Source organism: Cupriavidus sp. DL-D2, from assembly GCF_039710735.1.
GTDB lineage: Bacteria > Pseudomonadota > Gammaproteobacteria > Burkholderiales > Burkholderiaceae > Cupriavidus.
This window is the reverse complement of the sequence record NZ_JBDKXK010000036.1, coordinates 75,657-91,279: the sequence shown is the minus strand read 5'-3', so window position 1 is coordinate 91,279 and position 15,623 is coordinate 75,657. Positions and strand designations below refer to the sequence as shown.

12 protein-coding genes are annotated in these 15,623 nt (G+C 64.8%); 8 read left to right on the top strand and 4 right to left on the bottom strand.

Translation table 11 applies throughout. From position 1 onward, the window contains the following. Positions 1–299: 299 nt before the first annotated feature. Entirely contained in the window at positions 300–1,550 is a 1,251-nt protein-coding gene (locus ABDB81_RS19380) for a M20/M25/M40 family metallo-hydrolase (RefSeq protein WP_249359756.1), read from the bottom strand. 48 nt (positions 1,551–1,598) lie between these two features. Continuing rightward, entirely contained in the window at positions 1,599–2,855 is a 1,257-nt protein-coding gene (locus tag ABDB81_RS19375; RefSeq protein WP_346812946.1) for an allantoate amidohydrolase, read from the bottom strand. Between the two features lie 416 nt (positions 2,856–3,271). Between ABDB81_RS19375 and ABDB81_RS19370 the strand changes: the two genes are divergently transcribed. Together ABDB81_RS19370 and ABDB81_RS19365 are read left to right on the top strand one after the other, a co-directional pair. Then, the gene (locus tag ABDB81_RS19370; RefSeq protein WP_346812945.1) at positions 3,272–4,675 is read left to right on the top strand and encodes a C4-dicarboxylate transporter DctA; all 1,404 of its coding nucleotides are present in this window, start codon (positions 3,272–3,274) and stop codon (positions 4,673–4,675) included. Between the two features lie 52 nt (positions 4,676–4,727). Beyond that, positions 4,728–5,420 carry a GntR family transcriptional regulator gene (locus ABDB81_RS19365; RefSeq protein WP_137928359.1) on the top strand — a complete coding sequence of 231 codons (693 nt, stop codon included), beginning with the start codon at positions 4,728–4,730 and terminating at the stop codon, positions 5,418–5,420. Between the two features lie 214 nt (positions 5,421–5,634). On the opposite strand, the gene ABDB81_RS19360 is transcribed toward ABDB81_RS19365, so the two are convergent. Then, positions 5,635–6,546, bottom strand: coding sequence for a LysR family transcriptional regulator (locus ABDB81_RS19360; protein WP_346812944.1), 912 nt, complete (start codon positions 6,544–6,546; stop codon positions 5,635–5,637). Between the two features lie 112 nt (positions 6,547–6,658). Continuing rightward, a complete protein-coding gene (locus tag ABDB81_RS19355) occupies positions 6,659–7,339 on the bottom strand; it encodes a hypothetical protein (RefSeq protein WP_346812943.1) in 681 nt (226 codons plus the stop codon). A gap of 305 nt (positions 7,340–7,644) precedes the next feature. Here ABDB81_RS19355 and gcl point away from each other — a divergent pair, with 305 nt between their 5' ends. From gcl to ABDB81_RS19325, 6 genes are all read left to right on the top strand, one after another. Next, complete coding sequence (gene gcl, locus ABDB81_RS19350; protein ID WP_346812942.1) at positions 7,645–9,429, top strand: glyoxylate carboligase; 1,785 nt, start codon at positions 7,645–7,647, stop codon at positions 9,427–9,429. 111 nt (positions 9,430–9,540) lie between these two features. Beyond that, positions 9,541–10,320: a hydroxypyruvate isomerase gene (gene hyi / locus ABDB81_RS19345; protein ID WP_346812941.1), complete on the top strand. Its 780-nt coding sequence runs from the start codon at positions 9,541–9,543 to the stop codon at positions 10,318–10,320. A 195-nt stretch (positions 10,321–10,515) separates the two neighbouring features. Next, the gene (gene glxR, locus ABDB81_RS19340) at positions 10,516–11,439 is read left to right on the top strand and encodes a 2-hydroxy-3-oxopropionate reductase (RefSeq protein WP_137928354.1); all 924 of its coding nucleotides are present in this window, start codon (positions 10,516–10,518) and stop codon (positions 11,437–11,439) included. Between the two features lie 87 nt (positions 11,440–11,526). Beyond that, a complete protein-coding gene (locus tag ABDB81_RS19335) occupies positions 11,527–12,858 on the top strand; it encodes a glycerate kinase (protein ID WP_346812940.1) in 1,332 nt (443 codons plus the stop codon). A 60-nt stretch (positions 12,859–12,918) separates the two neighbouring features. Continuing rightward, entirely contained in the window at positions 12,919–14,385 is a 1,467-nt protein-coding gene (gene pyk, locus ABDB81_RS19330; protein WP_346812939.1) for a pyruvate kinase, read from the top strand. Positions 14,386–14,621: 236 nt separating this feature from the next. Then, complete coding sequence (locus ABDB81_RS19325) at positions 14,622–15,494, top strand: neutral zinc metallopeptidase (protein ID WP_137928440.1); 873 nt, start codon at positions 14,622–14,624, stop codon at positions 15,492–15,494. Positions 15,495–15,623: the final 129 nt, after the last annotated feature.

Genomic DNA, 15,623 nt, shown 5'->3' with positions numbered 1-15,623 from the left:
TGGGTGCAAGACGCGCGCGAGCGAGGTAGACCGTGAATTGCGGGCGAATCTGACAGCCGAAGAGGAGCAGATTGTGCGGCGGTGGCTGGTGAGCCAGGCGGTGGTGGGGGGTGTGGCGGAGTAAGTCAAACTCCGGTGTGTTCTCCCCTCTCCCGCGAGCGGGAGAGGGGCGGGGGAGAGGGCCGGCGTTTCAAGCTCCGATCAGCGACCTCGATGCACAAGCGCTTGCCCTCTCCCCCAACCCCTCTCCCACGTTGTGGGAGAGGGGAGCAAAACCTAGAGCGGGAGATAGGTCCCGATCAGCCCAGCAAATCCGACAACGCCAGCGCCACCACCTTCGTTGCACGATTCAGATCGTTCAGACGCAGGTTTTCATCGGAGTTGTGGCCGCGGGCTTCCATCAGCGTGCGGGGGCCCGCGCCGTACAGCACGGTGGGGATGCCGTGCTTCGTGTAGTGGCGGGCGTCGGTATAGAGCGGCACGCCCTGCACCGGGATCTCCACGCCGAACACGGATTCGGCGCGCGTCTTCAATGCACCGATCAGCTTTTCCACGCCCGGCAGTTCCGACAGCGGCTCGGCCAGGATGATGCGCTCGACCTTCACCTCGATGCCCGGACGCTCCTTTGCAGCCTTCTCCACCACGGCGCGCAGTTCGCCTTCGGCATCAAAGCCGATCTCTTCCGGAATCATGCGGCGGTCCACGCGGAACGTGACCAGATCAGGCACCACGTTGGTGTTGATGCCGCCCTTGATCAGGCCCACGTTCAGCGTAGCGGTGTCGATGCCCGGCGTCTTGCTCTTGCGCGTCGCCAGTTCGGCGCGCAGGCCGTAGATGGCTTGCAGGATGTGCGTGGCGGCTTCGATCGCGTCCACGCCAGTGTGCGGCATCGCGGCGTGGCCCTGCTTGCCCTTCACCGTCACCTCGACGTGCAGGCAGCCGTTATGCGCCGACGTGATGCCATACGAGAAGCCTGCCGAAATCGCGTAATCGGGCTTGGTCAGTCCTTCATCCAGCAGGAACTTCGGGCCGATGTCGCCGCCGGTTTCCTCGTCGTACGTAAATTGCAGTTCCACCGTGCCGTTGAGCTTGGCGCCCTGCTTCTCGGCTTCGATCAGTGCCAGCACGGCATACGCGTACGTGGCGAAGTCCGACTTCGACACTGCAACGCCTCGGCCATACATCACCGGACCGTGTTCGCTGTCGGCGATCTCGCCGCCGTACGGGTCCTTGGTCCAGCCCAGACCCGGAGGCACCACGTCGCCGTGCGCGTTCATCGCGATGGTCGGGCCGCCGTTGCCGAACGTCTTGCGCACCAGCAGGTTGGTGGCGCTGATCATGCCTGCGGCCTTCACCTGCGCTTCGGGCACCTTGTGCGCATCCACCTTGAAGCCGAGTCCTTCGAGCAATTCCTTGGCGCGCAGGCCATGGGCCTCGCAGTCGCCCGCCGGGTTGTCCGACGGCACCTTGACCAGCTCGGCCAGGAACGCCTCCTGCTGCGGGCGCTGCGTGTCGATGTACTGGGTGAGCGTGGTCTCGATCGGGTTCATGTTGTCTCGTGCGGTCATCTTCGTATCTTTCGGAGTTGTCTGGTGGTCTTATTGGGTGCGCTGGAAATGCTCGACGAAATCGGCGAACACACGTGCGGCAATCTGTGCGTCCTCGGCGGTCATCGTTTCCGTGGGGTGATGGCTGATGCCGCCGTTGCCGCAGCGCACGAACAGCATCGCCACGTCAGCAATGGCGGCGATGGCCATGGCGTCATGGCCCGCGCCCGATGGCAGGTGGCGCACCGGCACGCCCTGGCGCTCCACAGCGGCGGCCCATTGCGATTGCAGCCACGGTGCGCACGGCACGCTGTTGGCCTCGTGGGTCTTGCGCATCTGCACACGTACGTTGCGGCGTGCGCAGACCCGTTCGATCTCGGCCAGCACGTCATTCACGGCAGCCTCGCGCTCGGCATCCACGCCGGCGCGGATATCGATGGAGAACACGGCGCGGCCCGGCACCACGTTGGTCGCACCATTCGGCACGTTGAACTGGCCCACCGTCCCCACCAGCCCCGGCTTGCCGCCGCAGCGCTTCTCGATATACAGGCCGATCTCAGCGCCAGCCATGGCGGCATCGCGGCGCATGTCCATCGGCACCGTGCCAGCATGGCCGGCGAGTCCTTCGAGTTCAACGATGTAGCGCGTGGCGCCCGAGATCGCCGTCACCACGCCAACCGGCAGCCCTTCGTTGAGCAGCACCGGACCTTGTTCGATATGCACCTCAATGAAGCCGAGCACCTTGTTGCGATCATGCTGGGCGCCAGGCAGTTGCGCGGCATCGAAACCAGCGGCGCGCATCACGTCGCGCATGGTCTGGCCCGAGTCATCGACGTTGTCGAGCACGTTGGTGTCGAACGTACCGGCGATAGCGCGGCTGCCCAGTAGCGTGGCCTTGAAGCGCACGCCCTCTTCCTCGGCAAACCCGACCACTTCGAGCGCAAACGGGAAGCGGCGACCCTGGCGGTTCCACTCGGCCACGCAGGCAATCGGCAGGATCACGCCGAGGTTGCCGTCGTAGCGGCCCGCGTCGCGCACGGTGTCGAAATGCGACCCCGTCAGCAGCGCCGGCGCATTGGGCTCGGTGCCTTCGTAGCGGCCGATCACGTTGCCGGCCACGTCGCGGCGCACGGTCATGCCGGCGGCCTGCATCCATTCGGTCAACTGGGCGGCGGCGCCGTGGTGGGCGTCCGTCAGGTAGGTGCGGGTGAGCATACCGGGCTGATCGGTATGCACGGCCAGGGTGTCGGCCCAGGCCATGATGCGCGAGCCGGTGTCGGCGGCCAGCGTCGTCGGGATTGCTGCCATGTGCGTGTCTCTCCTGCTGTTGTTGCCTGAGCCCGGATTGAAGGAATGCCGGCCATGTTGCAAGTGCTGGGCCAGCCGGGCGGGCGCCCGTACCGTAGCTCTATTCTGTGCGATTCATGTTAGCACAGTGAATTCAAAAATTGCATACAAAAATGATATGCACTATATTGGCCTCCACGCACCGACAATCCGCCCCGGACAATCCAGTCCCGACAAGTGGATGGCGTGGATTCCGCCTCAACAGGGGGGCTTTCCATGTGGCATCAGGCTTAGCGGTTCGCCTGATCCCGGCGCAGCCATACCGGCCGTCACGCACGCATCGCCTGACATGTGACGGCTGGCAATCCTGAACCAGATCAGGGCAGGCCGATGGCGCCATCGATGGCGACACGGACCCGCCCGGCACGGAGACAACGATGCAGCATGCCGTACCCCCGCAGCGCGCCGCCGGCGCTCGCCTGCACACGCGCTTTACCCGCTCCCTGTTTGGCCAGGTGCTGATCGCCCTGGTGCTCGGCACCCTCCTCGGACTGGCTTTTCCCGAATTCGCCGCCAAGCTCAAGCCGCTCGGCGATGGCTTCATCAAGCTCATCAAGATGCTGATCGGACCCGTGGTGTTCTGCGTGGTCGTGGCCGGCATCTGTGGCGCGGGCGAACTCAAGAAGGTGGGCCGCGTCGGCCTCAAGGCCGTGGTCTATTTCGAGATTGTCACCACCATCGCGCTGACACTGGGCATCGCACTGGCCTACCTGTTCCAGCCCGGCGTGGGCATGAACGTGGACCCGCGATCGCTCGATCCCTCGGCGATGGCCGCGTACATGGATTCGGCCGACAAGGTGAAGAGCGCCGGCACGGTGGACTTCCTGATGAAGCTGATCCCCAACACGATCCTCGGCGCGTTCACCAGTGGTGACGTGCTGCAGGTGCTGCTGGTGTCGGTGCTGTTCGGCTGCGCGCTGTCGGTGGTGGGTGAGCCGGCACGGCCGCTGGTGAAGCTGATCGACAACTTCTCCGCCACGCTGTTCAAGATGATGGGCTTCATCATCAAGCTGGCGCCGCTGGGTGTGCTGGGTGCGGTGGCGTTCACGGTGGGCAAGTACGGCATCGGCTCGCTCAAGCAGCTCGGCTTCCTCGTCATCCTGTTCTACGGCGCGGTGATCCTGTTCGTGACCGTGGTGCTGGGTACGGTGATGCGCTTGTGCGGCTTCTCGGTGCTGAAGCTGATTCGCTATCTGCGCGCCGAATTGCTCGTGGTGCTGGGTACGGCCTCGTCGGATAGCGTGCTGCCGCAGGTGATGAAGAAGCTCGAATACATGGGCATCCGCAAGTCCGTGGTGGGGCTGGTGATTCCCACGGGCTACTCGTTCAACCTCGATGCGTTCTCGATCTACCTGACGCTGGCCGCCGTGTTCATCGCGCAGGCCACCAATACGCCGCTGGCGATGGGCGACCTGCTCGGCATCCTGGCCGTGGCGCTGATCACGTCGAAGGGCGCGCATGGCATTCCCGGCTCGGCCATCGTGATCCTGGCAGCCACGCTGTCCGCGCATCCGGCGATTCCCGCCATCGGTCTGGTGCTGGTGCTGTCAGTGGACTGGTTCATCGGCATCGCCCGCGCGGTGGGCAACCTGATCGGCAACTGTGTGGCGACGGTTGTGGTGGCCTCCTGGGAGCGCGATATCGACCGCGAACGGGCGCATGGCGTGCTCAATGGGACCATCCCGCCGGGCGAGTTGGACGAGGGATTGTCGGCCTCGGTGGAAGCCTCCACGGAGGCTATCGGTCCCGCATCGCTGCCGGGGACGGTGCCGGGGCGCTAGAATCACGCCATTCCAGCCAACGCGCAGGTCCGGCAAGAGACGCGCGCACACCATGCCCGAGCACATCGATCCAGATATGACCGCCGAGGCGATCGCCGACGATATCGTCGGTGCCATCGTCTCGCACCGGCTCCCGCCCGGCACCAAGCTGCGCGAAGAGGCACTTGCCAGCGTCTACCGCGTCAGCCGCACCAAGGTGCGGGCGGCGTTGCTGATGCTGTCCAAGGACAAGGTCATCCAGATTGTTCCGGACAAGGGTGCCTTCGTGGCCAAGCCCAGCGCCGAAGAAGCGCGCGAGGTCTTTGCCGTGCGTCGCATCCTGGAGGCGGCGCTGGCGCGCGAGTTCGTGGCGCGCGCCACGGCGGCGGACTACAAACGGATCGAGAAACATCTGGCGGCGGAGCGCAAGTCACTCGGCGGCAACGATGCGCAGACCCGCACGCGCCTGCTCGGGGATTTCCACATCGTGCTGGCGGAGGTGGCCGGCAACAACGTGCTGACGGAAATCATGCGCGAGTTGTCGATGCGCAGCGCGGTGATCACGATGCTGTACCAGAGCCGTCGCGATGCCACGTGCTCGTCGGACGAGCATCGCGCGTTCATCGAGGCCGCACGCGCCGGCGATGCGGACCGCGCGGTGCAGTTGATGGTGGAGCACCTGAACCACGTGGAAAGCGCGCTGCACTTCGAGGAAGTCCCGGCTGCGGCGCGCAGCAAGGATCTCGTGGCGGCGCTGCTGGCCTGATCCTTCCGTGGTTGCGTTCGGGTTGATCGCCATCAACGACGAAGGGAGGGTGAGAGGCGCATCATTCCTCTCGCCATGGAGTTGCGGGGGCGCACTTCATGAGCTCTCCCCGTCCTTCGCAAGAAGGACTGCCCGCAGACCGCAATGGCTGCGGGCTTTTTCATTTGGCGGGCTGGATTGTTCCAGCCTGCCACCCCTCCTCTTCCTTTTCCCCTCAGCTTCTTCCCGTCCAATACCCCGGCTTGGCAAACGCCTGCTTCAGGTGCTCGATGAAGAAGCGGATCTTTGCCGGCACCGGACGCTGCTGCGGGTACACGGCCAGGATGTCGTAGTCGGGCAGCGCGTACTCGTCGAGTACCGTGATCAGCTCGCCGCTGTCCAGTTGGGGCAGGATTTCCCACGTGGAGCGCCAGCCCAGCCCCAGGCTCTCGCCGGTCCAGCGATGCAGCAGTTCACCGTCATTGCAGTCGAGGTTGCCGTTGACGCGCACCGTCACCGTCTTGCCGTTCTGCTGGAAGTACCAGCCGCGCTGCTGGCCGCCCTGCAGGTTGAACGCCAGGCAGTTGTGCTTCTCCAGATCCTCCAGCGTGAGCGGTACGCCGTACTTCGCAAAGTAGGCCGGCGTGCCGCAGACCACGCGCTTGTTGGTCGCCAGCTTGATCGCCACGAAGTTGGGGTCGATGGCGCCACCGATGCGGATGCCCACGTCATAGCCTTCCCGAACGAGGTCCACCACGCGGTCGGTCAGGTTGAACGAGACCTGCACGTCGGGATTGGCGGCCAGGAAGGCCGGGGCGTGCGGTGCCACATGCTTGCGCCCGAACGCTGCCGGCGCCGACACGATCAGGTGCCCCGTGGCCTTGTGCTTGCCTTCGGCAATCAGCATCTCGGCGCGATCCAGGTCCGACAGCGCCTTCTTGCACTGCTCCATGAATGCCGCGCCCTGTTCGGTCACGACGATGCGGCGCGTGGAGCGATGCAGCAGCTTGACGCCGATGCGGGATTCCAGCGCGTTGATGCGACGGCCGATCATCACGGGCGTGACGTTCTGCGTCAGCGCCGCCGCCGCCATGCTGCCGTGCTCGACCACGGCGATGAATGCTTCGATTTGTTTGAGTTTGTCCATTGCGCCCGGCTTAGCCAGTTGTCTCCTGCCGGGATTGTGAGGCATGACGGGCTTGCTGCGCATCCCCGCCCCGCGATGCTGCGCATGCGCAACGTTCGATGAGACAGGCCGATCACGGCTGGCGCGAGCGGCCCAGGGCCTCGTTGATCTCGGCGGCTTCACCCAGCACATGGGCCAGCCGGCGCAGTGGCGCGCTGCATTGCAACTGGGCGAACAGCGCGAACGCCGCACCCACTACCAGCACCACGCCATAGATGGCCGTCAGCGTCGGCCCGTGTCCCGGCGCCATCACGGCGACGCCATCGGCCAGCACCACGGCGGCGGGACCAAGGGCAAGGACCAGCGCCACGGTCCGTGCGCCGCCTTCCCAGATCCGCGCATGCAGGCCGATGCGACGCTGCCGCGCCCGCAGTTGCAGCGCCGGAATCCGGCCCAGCCGCAGCAGCAGCGCGTTTTCCACCTCGCTCTGGGTATCGACTCGGCGCGACATCCAGCGCAGCGGATGCTGCAATGCATCACGACCGCCCAGCAGCCGCGCGGCCCACGCCGCCACGTAGAACGCGCCGCTGATCGCCAGCAGCACGTGGAACGCCTGCGGTAGCCATGCCGGCGGCACCTGCACGAGGATCTGGTGCCACCAGACCAGTGCGCCGCCCGATACCAGCGAAGGCACGAGCGCGAGCACGAAACCCGCCCACAGCACCGTGCCCAGGCGGCCATCGGGCCGCTTCGGGCCGGGGGCCGTCTGCAGGGCTTCCAACAATTCGTAGGTGGGCGGCAGCCGCGTGTACATGGCGAAGCAGTGGCAATTCCAAACCCGCTATTCTGGCCCGCCCCGCTTAAGGGCGATACCCCGAAAAGGTACGAGATCGCCCCAGTTCCGCATCGTATCTGCCTTTCCGTCCCGTTCGACGACCTCATGGAACGCGGCTTTCGAAGTATCGATTGCGCCGCATTCCATCCAGCTTTGCTGCGCGATTCCATACCGCTGATATCGAATCAAGTGATCGTCGTTCCGTTTATCGATGACCCACTGCGGGCATAGCATCAACCCCAGAACGACATTCACCCATGTTTTTGAGCGTATTGGAGACAGACATGCCGAAGATGAGAGCAGTCGACGCGGCCATTGCCGTGCTGGAAAAGGAAGGCATCACCACCGCGTTTGGCGTGCCTGGCGCCGCCATCAACCCGTTCTATTCGGCCATGCGCAAAGCCGGCACGATCAAGCATCTGCTGGCGCGCCACGTGGAAGGCGCCTCGCACATGGCCGAGGGCTACACCCGTGCCGAACCGGGCAACATCGGCCTGTGCGTGGGCACCTCGGGCCCCGCCGGCACTGACATGATCACGGGCCTGTACTCGGCCTGGGCGGATTCGATCCCCATCCTCTGCATTACCGGCCAGGCCCCGCGTGCCCGCCTCTACAAGGAAGACTTCCAGGCCGTCGATATCGAATCGATCGCCAAGCCCGTGACCAAGTGGGCCGTGACCGTGCGCGAGCCGGCGCTGGTGCCGCAGGTGTTCCAGCAGGCGTTCCACCTGATGCGCTCGGGCCGTCCCGGTCCCGTGCTGATCGATCTGCCGTTCGACGTGCAAGTGGCAGAGATCGAATTCGATATCGAGACGTACGAGCCGATGAAGCCGTACAAGCCGGCCGCAACGCGTGCGCAGATCGAGAAAGCCATCTCGATGCTGAACCAGGCCGAGCGTCCGCTGATCGTCTGCGGCGGCGGCGTCATCAACGCCAATGCCAACGAACTGCTCGTCGAGTTTGCCGAACTGGTCAACGTGCCGGTGGTGCCGACGCTGATGGGCTGGGGCGTGCTGGCCGACGACCATCCGCTGCAGGCTGGCATGGTGGGTCTGCAGACCTCGCACCGCTATGGCAACGCCACGCTGCTGGCCTCCGATTTCGTGATGGGCATCGGCAACCGCTGGGCCAATCGCCATACGGGCAGCATCGATGTCTACACGAAGGGCCGCAAGTTCGTGCACGTCGATATCGAGCCTACGCAGATCGGTCGCGTATTCGGTCCGGATCTTGGCATCGTGTCCGACGCCAAGGCTGCGCTGGAACTGTTCGTGGAAGTGGCGCGCGAAATGAAGATGGCTGGCCGCCTGCCATGCCGCAAGAGCTGGGTGGCCGATGTGCAGAAGCGTCGCCGCACCATGCAGCGCAAGAGCGATTTCGACAACGTGCCGGTCAAGCCGCAGCGCGTGTATCGCGAGATGAACCAGTACTTCCCGCGCGACGTGCGCTATGTGACGACGATCGGTCTCTCGCAGATCGCCGCCGCGCAGTTCCTGTCCGTGAACCAGCCGCGCCACTGGATCAACTGCGGCCAGGCCGGCCCGCTGGGCTGGACCATTCCCGCCGCCATCGGCGTGAAGACTGCCTCGCCGGATTCCGATGTCGTGGCCATCTCGGGCGACTACGACTTCCAGTTCATGATCGAGGAACTGGCCGTGGCCGCGCAGTTCAAGGTGCCGTACATCCACGTGGTGGTGAACAACTCCTACCTCGGTCTGATCCGTCAGGCGCAGCGCAACTTCGAGATGGACTACTGCGTGCAGCTGGCCTTCGACAACATCAACGCGCCGGAACTGGAAGGCTATGGCGTGGACCACGTCAAGGTGGTGGAAGGCCTGGGCTGCAAGGCGATTCGCGTGTTCAAGCCTGAAGACATCGCACCGGCCTTTGCCGAAGCGCGCGACCTGATGGCCGAGTTCTCGGTGCCGGTGGTCGTCGAGGTAATCCTGGAACGCGTGACCAACATCGCGATGGGCACCGAGATCGACAACATCAACGAGTTCGAACCGATCGAGGACATCGAGGACGCCGACGAGGCCATCCTCAAGGAAGAGACGGTCACGGCCTGACCATCCCTCGCTCATCGTTTCAAAAGTTTCTGCTTTCCCGTAGCAAGCCGCCCTGCCCTGGCCCTGGGGCAGGTGCGGCGTTTTTTCCCCGACACCGAGAGAGACATCACAATGCCAAAGCTCGCAGCCAACCTGACGATGCTGTTCAATGAAGTGGGCTTCCTCGACCGCTTCGAGGCCGCCGCCCGCGCGGGCTTCCGCGGCGTGGAGTTCCTGTTTCCCTATGCCTTCCATGCCGATCAGATTGCCGATCGGCTGAACCGCTTCCAGCTCGACCTCGTGCTGCACAACCTGCCGGCCGGCAAGTGGGAAGCTGGCGAGCGCGGCATCGCGTGCCACCCCGACCGCGTGAGCGAATTCCAGGACGGCGTGGGCGAAGCCATCAAGTACGCCAAGGTGCTGGGCGTGCGACAACTGAACTGCCTGGTGGGCATCCTGCCGCAGAACGTGAAGCGCGAGCAGGCCAACGAGACCCTCGTCGAAAACCTGCGCTTTGCCGCCAGTGCATTGCAGAAAGAGCAGATCGACCTGCTGATCGAGCCGATCAACACCTTCGACATCCCCGGCTTCTTCCTGTCGCGCACGCAGCAGGCCGTGGACCTGATCGGCCAGGTGAACGCGCCCAACCTCTACGTGCAGTACGACATCTATCACATGCAACGCATGGAGGGCGAGATCGCCAACACGATCAAAGCCAACCTGCCGAAGATCCGCCACGTCCAACTCGCCGACAACCCCGGCCGCAACGAACCGGGCACTGGCGAACTGAACTACCCCTACCTGTTCCGCTTCCTCGACGAGATCGGCTACGCCGGCTGGATCGGCTGCGAGTACAAGCCGAAGACGACCACCGAGGAAGGCCTGGGGTGGAGGAAGGGGATGGGGGTTTAAGTCGCCTCCTCTACCTGCTTGTTTTCCTCCCCTCTCCCGCACAGCGGGAGAGGGGTTGGGGGAGAGGGCCAGGGGTTCTGCTTGCCGACGCACTCGCAATCTGACCCGCCTGCCCTCTCCCCCGCCCCTCTCCCAAAGGGAGAGGGGAGAACACCGAATCGAACTCATCTCATCTTGAAAACCCTGGAGACAACAATGGCAAACCAGAAAAACATCGGCTTTATCGGACTCGGCATCATGGGTGCCCCGATGGCGGGCCACCTGCGCGCAGCAGGCCACACGCTGTTCGTGCATGACGTGAACCCCGCACCGCAAGGGCTGGTCGATGCCGGCGTCACGGTTTGCACGAGCGCGGAAGAAGTGGCCAAGCGCGCGGACATCGTCATCATCATGGTGCCCGATACCCCGCACGTGGAAGCCGTGCTGTTTGCCGAAAAAGGCGTGGCGGCTGCATTCAAGGCAGCGGGCAAGGAAGCCACCTACGGCAAGATCGTGGTGGACATGAGCTCGATCTCGCCGATTGCCACCAAGGACTTTGCGGCGCGCATCAACAAGCTGGGTGCCTCGTACCTGGACGCACCGGTGTCGGGTGGCGAAGTGGGTGCCAAGGCTGCGTCGCTGACGATCATGGTCGGCGGCCCGTCCGAAGCCTTCGATCAGGTGAAGCCGCTGTTCGACCTGATGGGCAAGAACATCACGCTGGTGGGCGGCAATGGCGACGGCCAGACCACCAAGGTGGCCAACCAGATCATCGTGGCGCTGAACATCCAGGCCGTGTCCGAAGCACTGCTGTTTGCATCGAAGGCTGGCGCCGATCCGGCCAAGGTGCGCCAGGCACTGATGGGCGGCTTCGCGGCCTCGCGCATTCTGGAAGTGCACGGCGAGCGCATGGTCAAGCGCACTTTCGATCCGGGCTTCCGCATCGAACTGCACCAGAAGGATCTGAACCTCGCACTGCAGGGCGCGAAGGCACTGGGCGTGGCGCTGCCGAACACGGCCACCGCGCAGGAACTGTTCAACACGTGCGCAGCCAATGGCTTCGGCAAGCAGGATCATTCGGCGCTGTGCCGTGCGATCGAGATCATGTCGAACCACGAGATCGCCAAGGGCGCAAAGTAAGTACGGAAGCAAGCTTTACCGCGTTGCTGCAGCCGTCTTCGTGCGAAGGCGGCTGCTTCGAATGATCGAAGATTTTTCAGGACCCGCATGTTCGCCACCGACGCCTCAGACGCCACGGCTGCGTTGCTTTCCGCCAAACGCCCATCCGATTATCGCCATCCCACCGAGGCGCGCGCGCTGTTGCGCGACCTGTTCGATACGGCAGTGGCCGCCGTCAGCGCCAGCCACTGCCTGCCGCCGCATCTGCCGCAACCGCCCAGGGGCCGCACGGTAGTGATCGGCGCCGGCAAGGCTGCTGCTGCGATGGCGCAGGCTGTGGAGTCGCACTGGCAGGGCGAACTGTCGGGTCTGGTGGTCACACGCTATGGCCACGGCGCACCATGCCGCCGCATCGAGGTGGTGGAAGCCGCGCATCCCGTACCCGATGCAGCGGGCCAGCAGGCCGCGCAACGGATGGTGGAACTGGTGCAGGGCCTGACCGCCAATGACCTCGTGCTGTGCCTGATTTCCGGCGGTGGGTCGGCATTGCTCGCCGCACCGGCGCCGGGGCTGACGTTGGCCGACAAGCAAGCCGTGAACAAGGCGCTGCTGCGTAGCGGCGCGAGCATCGGCGAGATGAACTGCGTGCGCAAGCATCTTTCCGCGCTCAAGGGAGGACGACTGGCGCTGGCATGCGCACCGGCACGCGTCGAAACCCTGCTGATTTCCGATATCCCCGGTGACGATCCCACGTTGATCGCCAGCGGCCCCACGCTACCTGATGCCACCACATGTGCCGATGCGCTCGCCGTGATCGCCAAGTACGGCATCGAAGTTCCGGACGCCGTGCGCGCGCATCTGGAGAGCGGTGCCGGCGAAACGCCGAAGCCGGGCGATGCACGCTTTGCCGGCCATCGCAGCGTCACGCTCGCCAGTGCGCAGCAATCGCTCGAAGCCGCCGCTGCGCGCGCTCGTGAACTCGGCCTGACGCCGCACATTCTTTCGGACAGCATCGAAGGCGAAGCGCGCGACGTGGCCGAAGTGCATGCCGCCATCGCGCGTCAGATCGTCGCGCACGGGCAGCCGTTCCAGAAGCCGTGCGTGATTCTCTCCGGTGGCGAGACCACCGTGACGGTACGCGGCAATGGCCGAGGTGGCCGTAACGCGGAGTTCCTGCTGGCGCTGGCCGTGGCACTTGATGGATTGCCGGGCGTGCACGCACTCGCTGGCGATACCGATGGCATCGATGGCTCCGAAGACAATGCCGGCGCACTGCTCTCTCCGGACACGCTGACGCGCGCCGCGGCGCAGGGCGCATCGGCACGCGCGCATCTCGACAACAACGACGGATACGGATTCTTCGCCGCGCTCGACGACCTGATCGTCACCGGCCCGACCCGCACCAACGTCAACGATTTCCGCGCGATCCTGATCGTCTGACTGGATCAGCGCGAACCCCACAAGCAAGACACGCAACGCAAGAGGATGGAGAGAGACACTATGAGACGCCAGCGCAAAGCCAAGATCGTTGCAACCCTCGGCCCGGCCAGCTCGGACATCGCGGTCATCCGCCAACTGTTCGATGCCGGGGCCGATGTGTTCCGGCTCAACTTCAGCCACGGCAATCACGAGGATCATCGTGCCCGCTACGACGCCGTGCGTCAGGTGGAAGCCGAGACCGGCCGCCCCATCGCGATCCTGGCGGACCTGCAGGGTCCGAAGCTGCGCATCGGCACCTTCGCAGCCGGCAAGGTGGCCGTGCGTGCAGGCGACGTGTTCGTGCTCGACAGCGACCCCACGCCCGGCGATGGCACGCGCGTGTATCTGCCCCACCCCGAGCTGTTCAAGGCGGCCAGCGCCGGGCAGTCGCTGCTGATCGACGATGGCAAGGTGCGGCTCAATATCGAGAACGTGTCGAGCGGCAGCATCACCACGCGCGTGGCCAACAACGGCACGCTGTCCGACCGCAAGGGCGTGAACGTGCCCGATGCCGTGATCCCGATTCCCGCACTGACCGAGAAGGACCGGCGCGACCTGGACTTCGCACTGGAACTTGGCGCTGACTGGATCGCGCTGTCGTTCGTGCAGCGTCCTTCGGACATCGTGGAAGCGCGCGAGATCATTGGCACGCGTGCGGGTGTGCTGTCGAAGATCGAGAAGCCAGCGGCGCTGCAGCAACTCGAAGAAATCGTGCGCGTGTCGGACTCCGTGATGGTGGCGCGTGGCGACCTCGGCGTGGAACTGCCGCCCGAGCGTGTGCCCGGCGTACAGAAGCGCATCCTGCGCATCTGCCGCCAACTGGGCAGGCCCGTCGTCATCGCCACGCAGATGCTGGAGTCGATGATCGACTCGCCGGTACCGACGCGCGCCGAAGCCTCGGATGTGGCGAGCGCGATCTACGATGGCGCCGATGCCGTGATGCTCTCGGCCGAATCCGCCAATGGTCGCCATCCGGTGCCGGCCGTGGCCATGATGGACCGGATCATCACCGAGGTGGAACGCGATCCGCTCTACCGCAACATGCTCGATGCGCAGCACGAAGCACCGTTGAACACGCGCCAGGATGCCATCTGCGCCGCGCTGCGTGAAGTGACCAACATCATCGGCGCCAAGGCCACGGTCACCTACACGTCGTCGGGCGCCACGGCATTGCGCGCCGCGCGCGAGCGTCCCGCTGCACCCATCGTCAGCATCACGCCGAACCTCGACATCGCGCGACGCCTGGCGATGACGTGGGGCGTGCATTCGACGGTCAGCCCCGACGTGCAGAGCGTGGACGAAATGGTGCAGGCCGCGGCACGCGCCGCACTCGTGGAAGGCTACGCCGCACCGGGCGATCAGATCACGATTGCTGCGGGGATGCCCTTCGGGCAGGGCGGCACGACGAACCTGCTGCGCGTGGCGGAAGTGGGGACGGAGGTGGAGGGGTTGGATATTGGGCGGGTGCCGGCGGCTGAGACGGTGTAATTCCCTGATGGTTTGCTCCCCTCTCCCGCCTTGCGGGAGAGGGGCGGGGGAGAGGGCCGGCCTTTCAAGCTCCGATCAGCCATCTCGGTACGCAAGCGCTTGCCCTCTCCCCGCCCCCTCTCCCAGAGGGAGAGGGGAGAAAACCCAGAGGGGAGCAAACACCGCAGCGCTCAACACCGTCAGACACCATTGCTATACTCCAGCGGCATCACACACCAGCCGATGGAGCCCCCGATATGCGTCTCGACGACGAAGCCGAAAGCCAGAATGTGGAAGACCGCCGGGGCGGTGGCGGCGGAGGATTTCCGCTGGGTGGCAAGTCGATTGGCATTGGCACGGTAGTCATCGCGCTGGCGGCGTCCTATTTCTTCGGCATCGATCCGATGCTGATCCTGCAGGGCGCGTCCAATCTCCAGCCGCAGCAGGCGCCGCAGTCGCAGGCACAGCGCGCGCCGGCCGCCGATCAGTTGAGCGTGTTCACGCGCAAGGTCCTTGGCAACACCGAGCGTACGTGGGACCACATCTTCCAGACCGATCTGAACCGCCGTTACGCTGCGCCCACGCTTGTGATGTTTTCGGGTGCCACGCCCACGGCGTGCGGTACGGGGCAATCCGCAATGGGACCGTTCTACTGCCCGGCCGACCAGAAGGTTTATATCGATCTCGCGTTCTATAACGAACTGCGCCAGCGCTTTGGTGCGGGTGGCGATTTCGCGCAGGCGTATGTGATCGCGCATGAGGTTGGGCATCACATCCAGAACCTGCTCGGCGTATCGGGCAAGGTCGATTCGGCGCGGCGACGCATGGGCGAGGCGCAGGCCAACCAGTTGTCGGTGCGCATGGAATTGCAGGCCGACTGCCTGGCAGGTGTCTGGGCCGCCACGGCGCAAAAGCTCAACCAGCAACTGCTGGAGCCCGGCGATATCGAGGAAGGATTGAAGGCCGCGGCAGCCATCGGCGACGACCGGCTGCAGAAACAGTCGCAAGGCTATGTGGTGCCCGAGGCGTTCACGCACGGCACCAGCGAGCAGCGTGTGAAATGGCTGCGCCAGGGGCTCAACACGGGCGATATCCGCAAATGCGATACGTTCGCCGCGAAGCAACTCTAGGCGAAGTCTGAAGGGATAGCGGGAAAGACAAGGCGGGGAAAAATCACCTGCGCAGCGGAGAGAGAAGGAGGAGGTCGGCTGCGCAGGTGGGAGAGAAACTGGAAATCAGGATCGGCGGCCCGCCATCAA

Bases quoted from the DNA above. Each gene is read 5' to 3' on its own strand.
- ABDB81_RS19335 (WP_346812940.1), top strand. From the start codon at position 11,527: ATGTTCGCCACCGACGCCTCAGACGCCACGGCTGCGTTGCTTTCCGCC.
- gcl (WP_346812942.1), top strand. From the start codon at position 7,645: ATGCCGAAGATGAGAGCAGTCGACGCGGCCATTGCCGTGCTGGAAAAG.
- ABDB81_RS19380 (WP_249359756.1), bottom strand. From the start codon at position 1,550: ATGAACCCGATCGAGACCACGCTCACCCAGTACATCGACACGCAGCGC.
- ABDB81_RS19365 (WP_137928359.1), top strand. From the start codon at position 4,728: ATGCCCGAGCACATCGATCCAGATATGACCGCCGAGGCGATCGCCGAC.
- pyk (WP_346812939.1), top strand. From the start codon at position 12,919: ATGAGACGCCAGCGCAAAGCCAAGATCGTTGCAACCCTCGGCCCGGCC.
- glxR (WP_137928354.1), top strand. From the start codon at position 10,516: ATGGCAAACCAGAAAAACATCGGCTTTATCGGACTCGGCATCATGGGT.
- ABDB81_RS19375 (WP_346812946.1), bottom strand. From the start codon at position 2,855: ATGGCAGCAATCCCGACGACGCTGGCCGCCGACACCGGCTCGCGCATC.
- ABDB81_RS19325 (WP_137928440.1), top strand. From the start codon at position 14,622: ATGCGTCTCGACGACGAAGCCGAAAGCCAGAATGTGGAAGACCGCCGG.
- ABDB81_RS19360 (WP_346812944.1), bottom strand. From the start codon at position 6,546: ATGGACAAACTCAAACAAATCGAAGCATTCATCGCCGTGGTCGAGCAC.
- hyi (WP_346812941.1), top strand. From the start codon at position 9,541: ATGCCAAAGCTCGCAGCCAACCTGACGATGCTGTTCAATGAAGTGGGC.
- ABDB81_RS19370 (WP_346812945.1), top strand. From the start codon at position 3,272: ATGCAGCATGCCGTACCCCCGCAGCGCGCCGCCGGCGCTCGCCTGCAC.
- ABDB81_RS19355 (WP_346812943.1), bottom strand. From the start codon at position 7,339: ATGTACACGCGGCTGCCGCCCACCTACGAATTGTTGGAAGCCCTGCAG.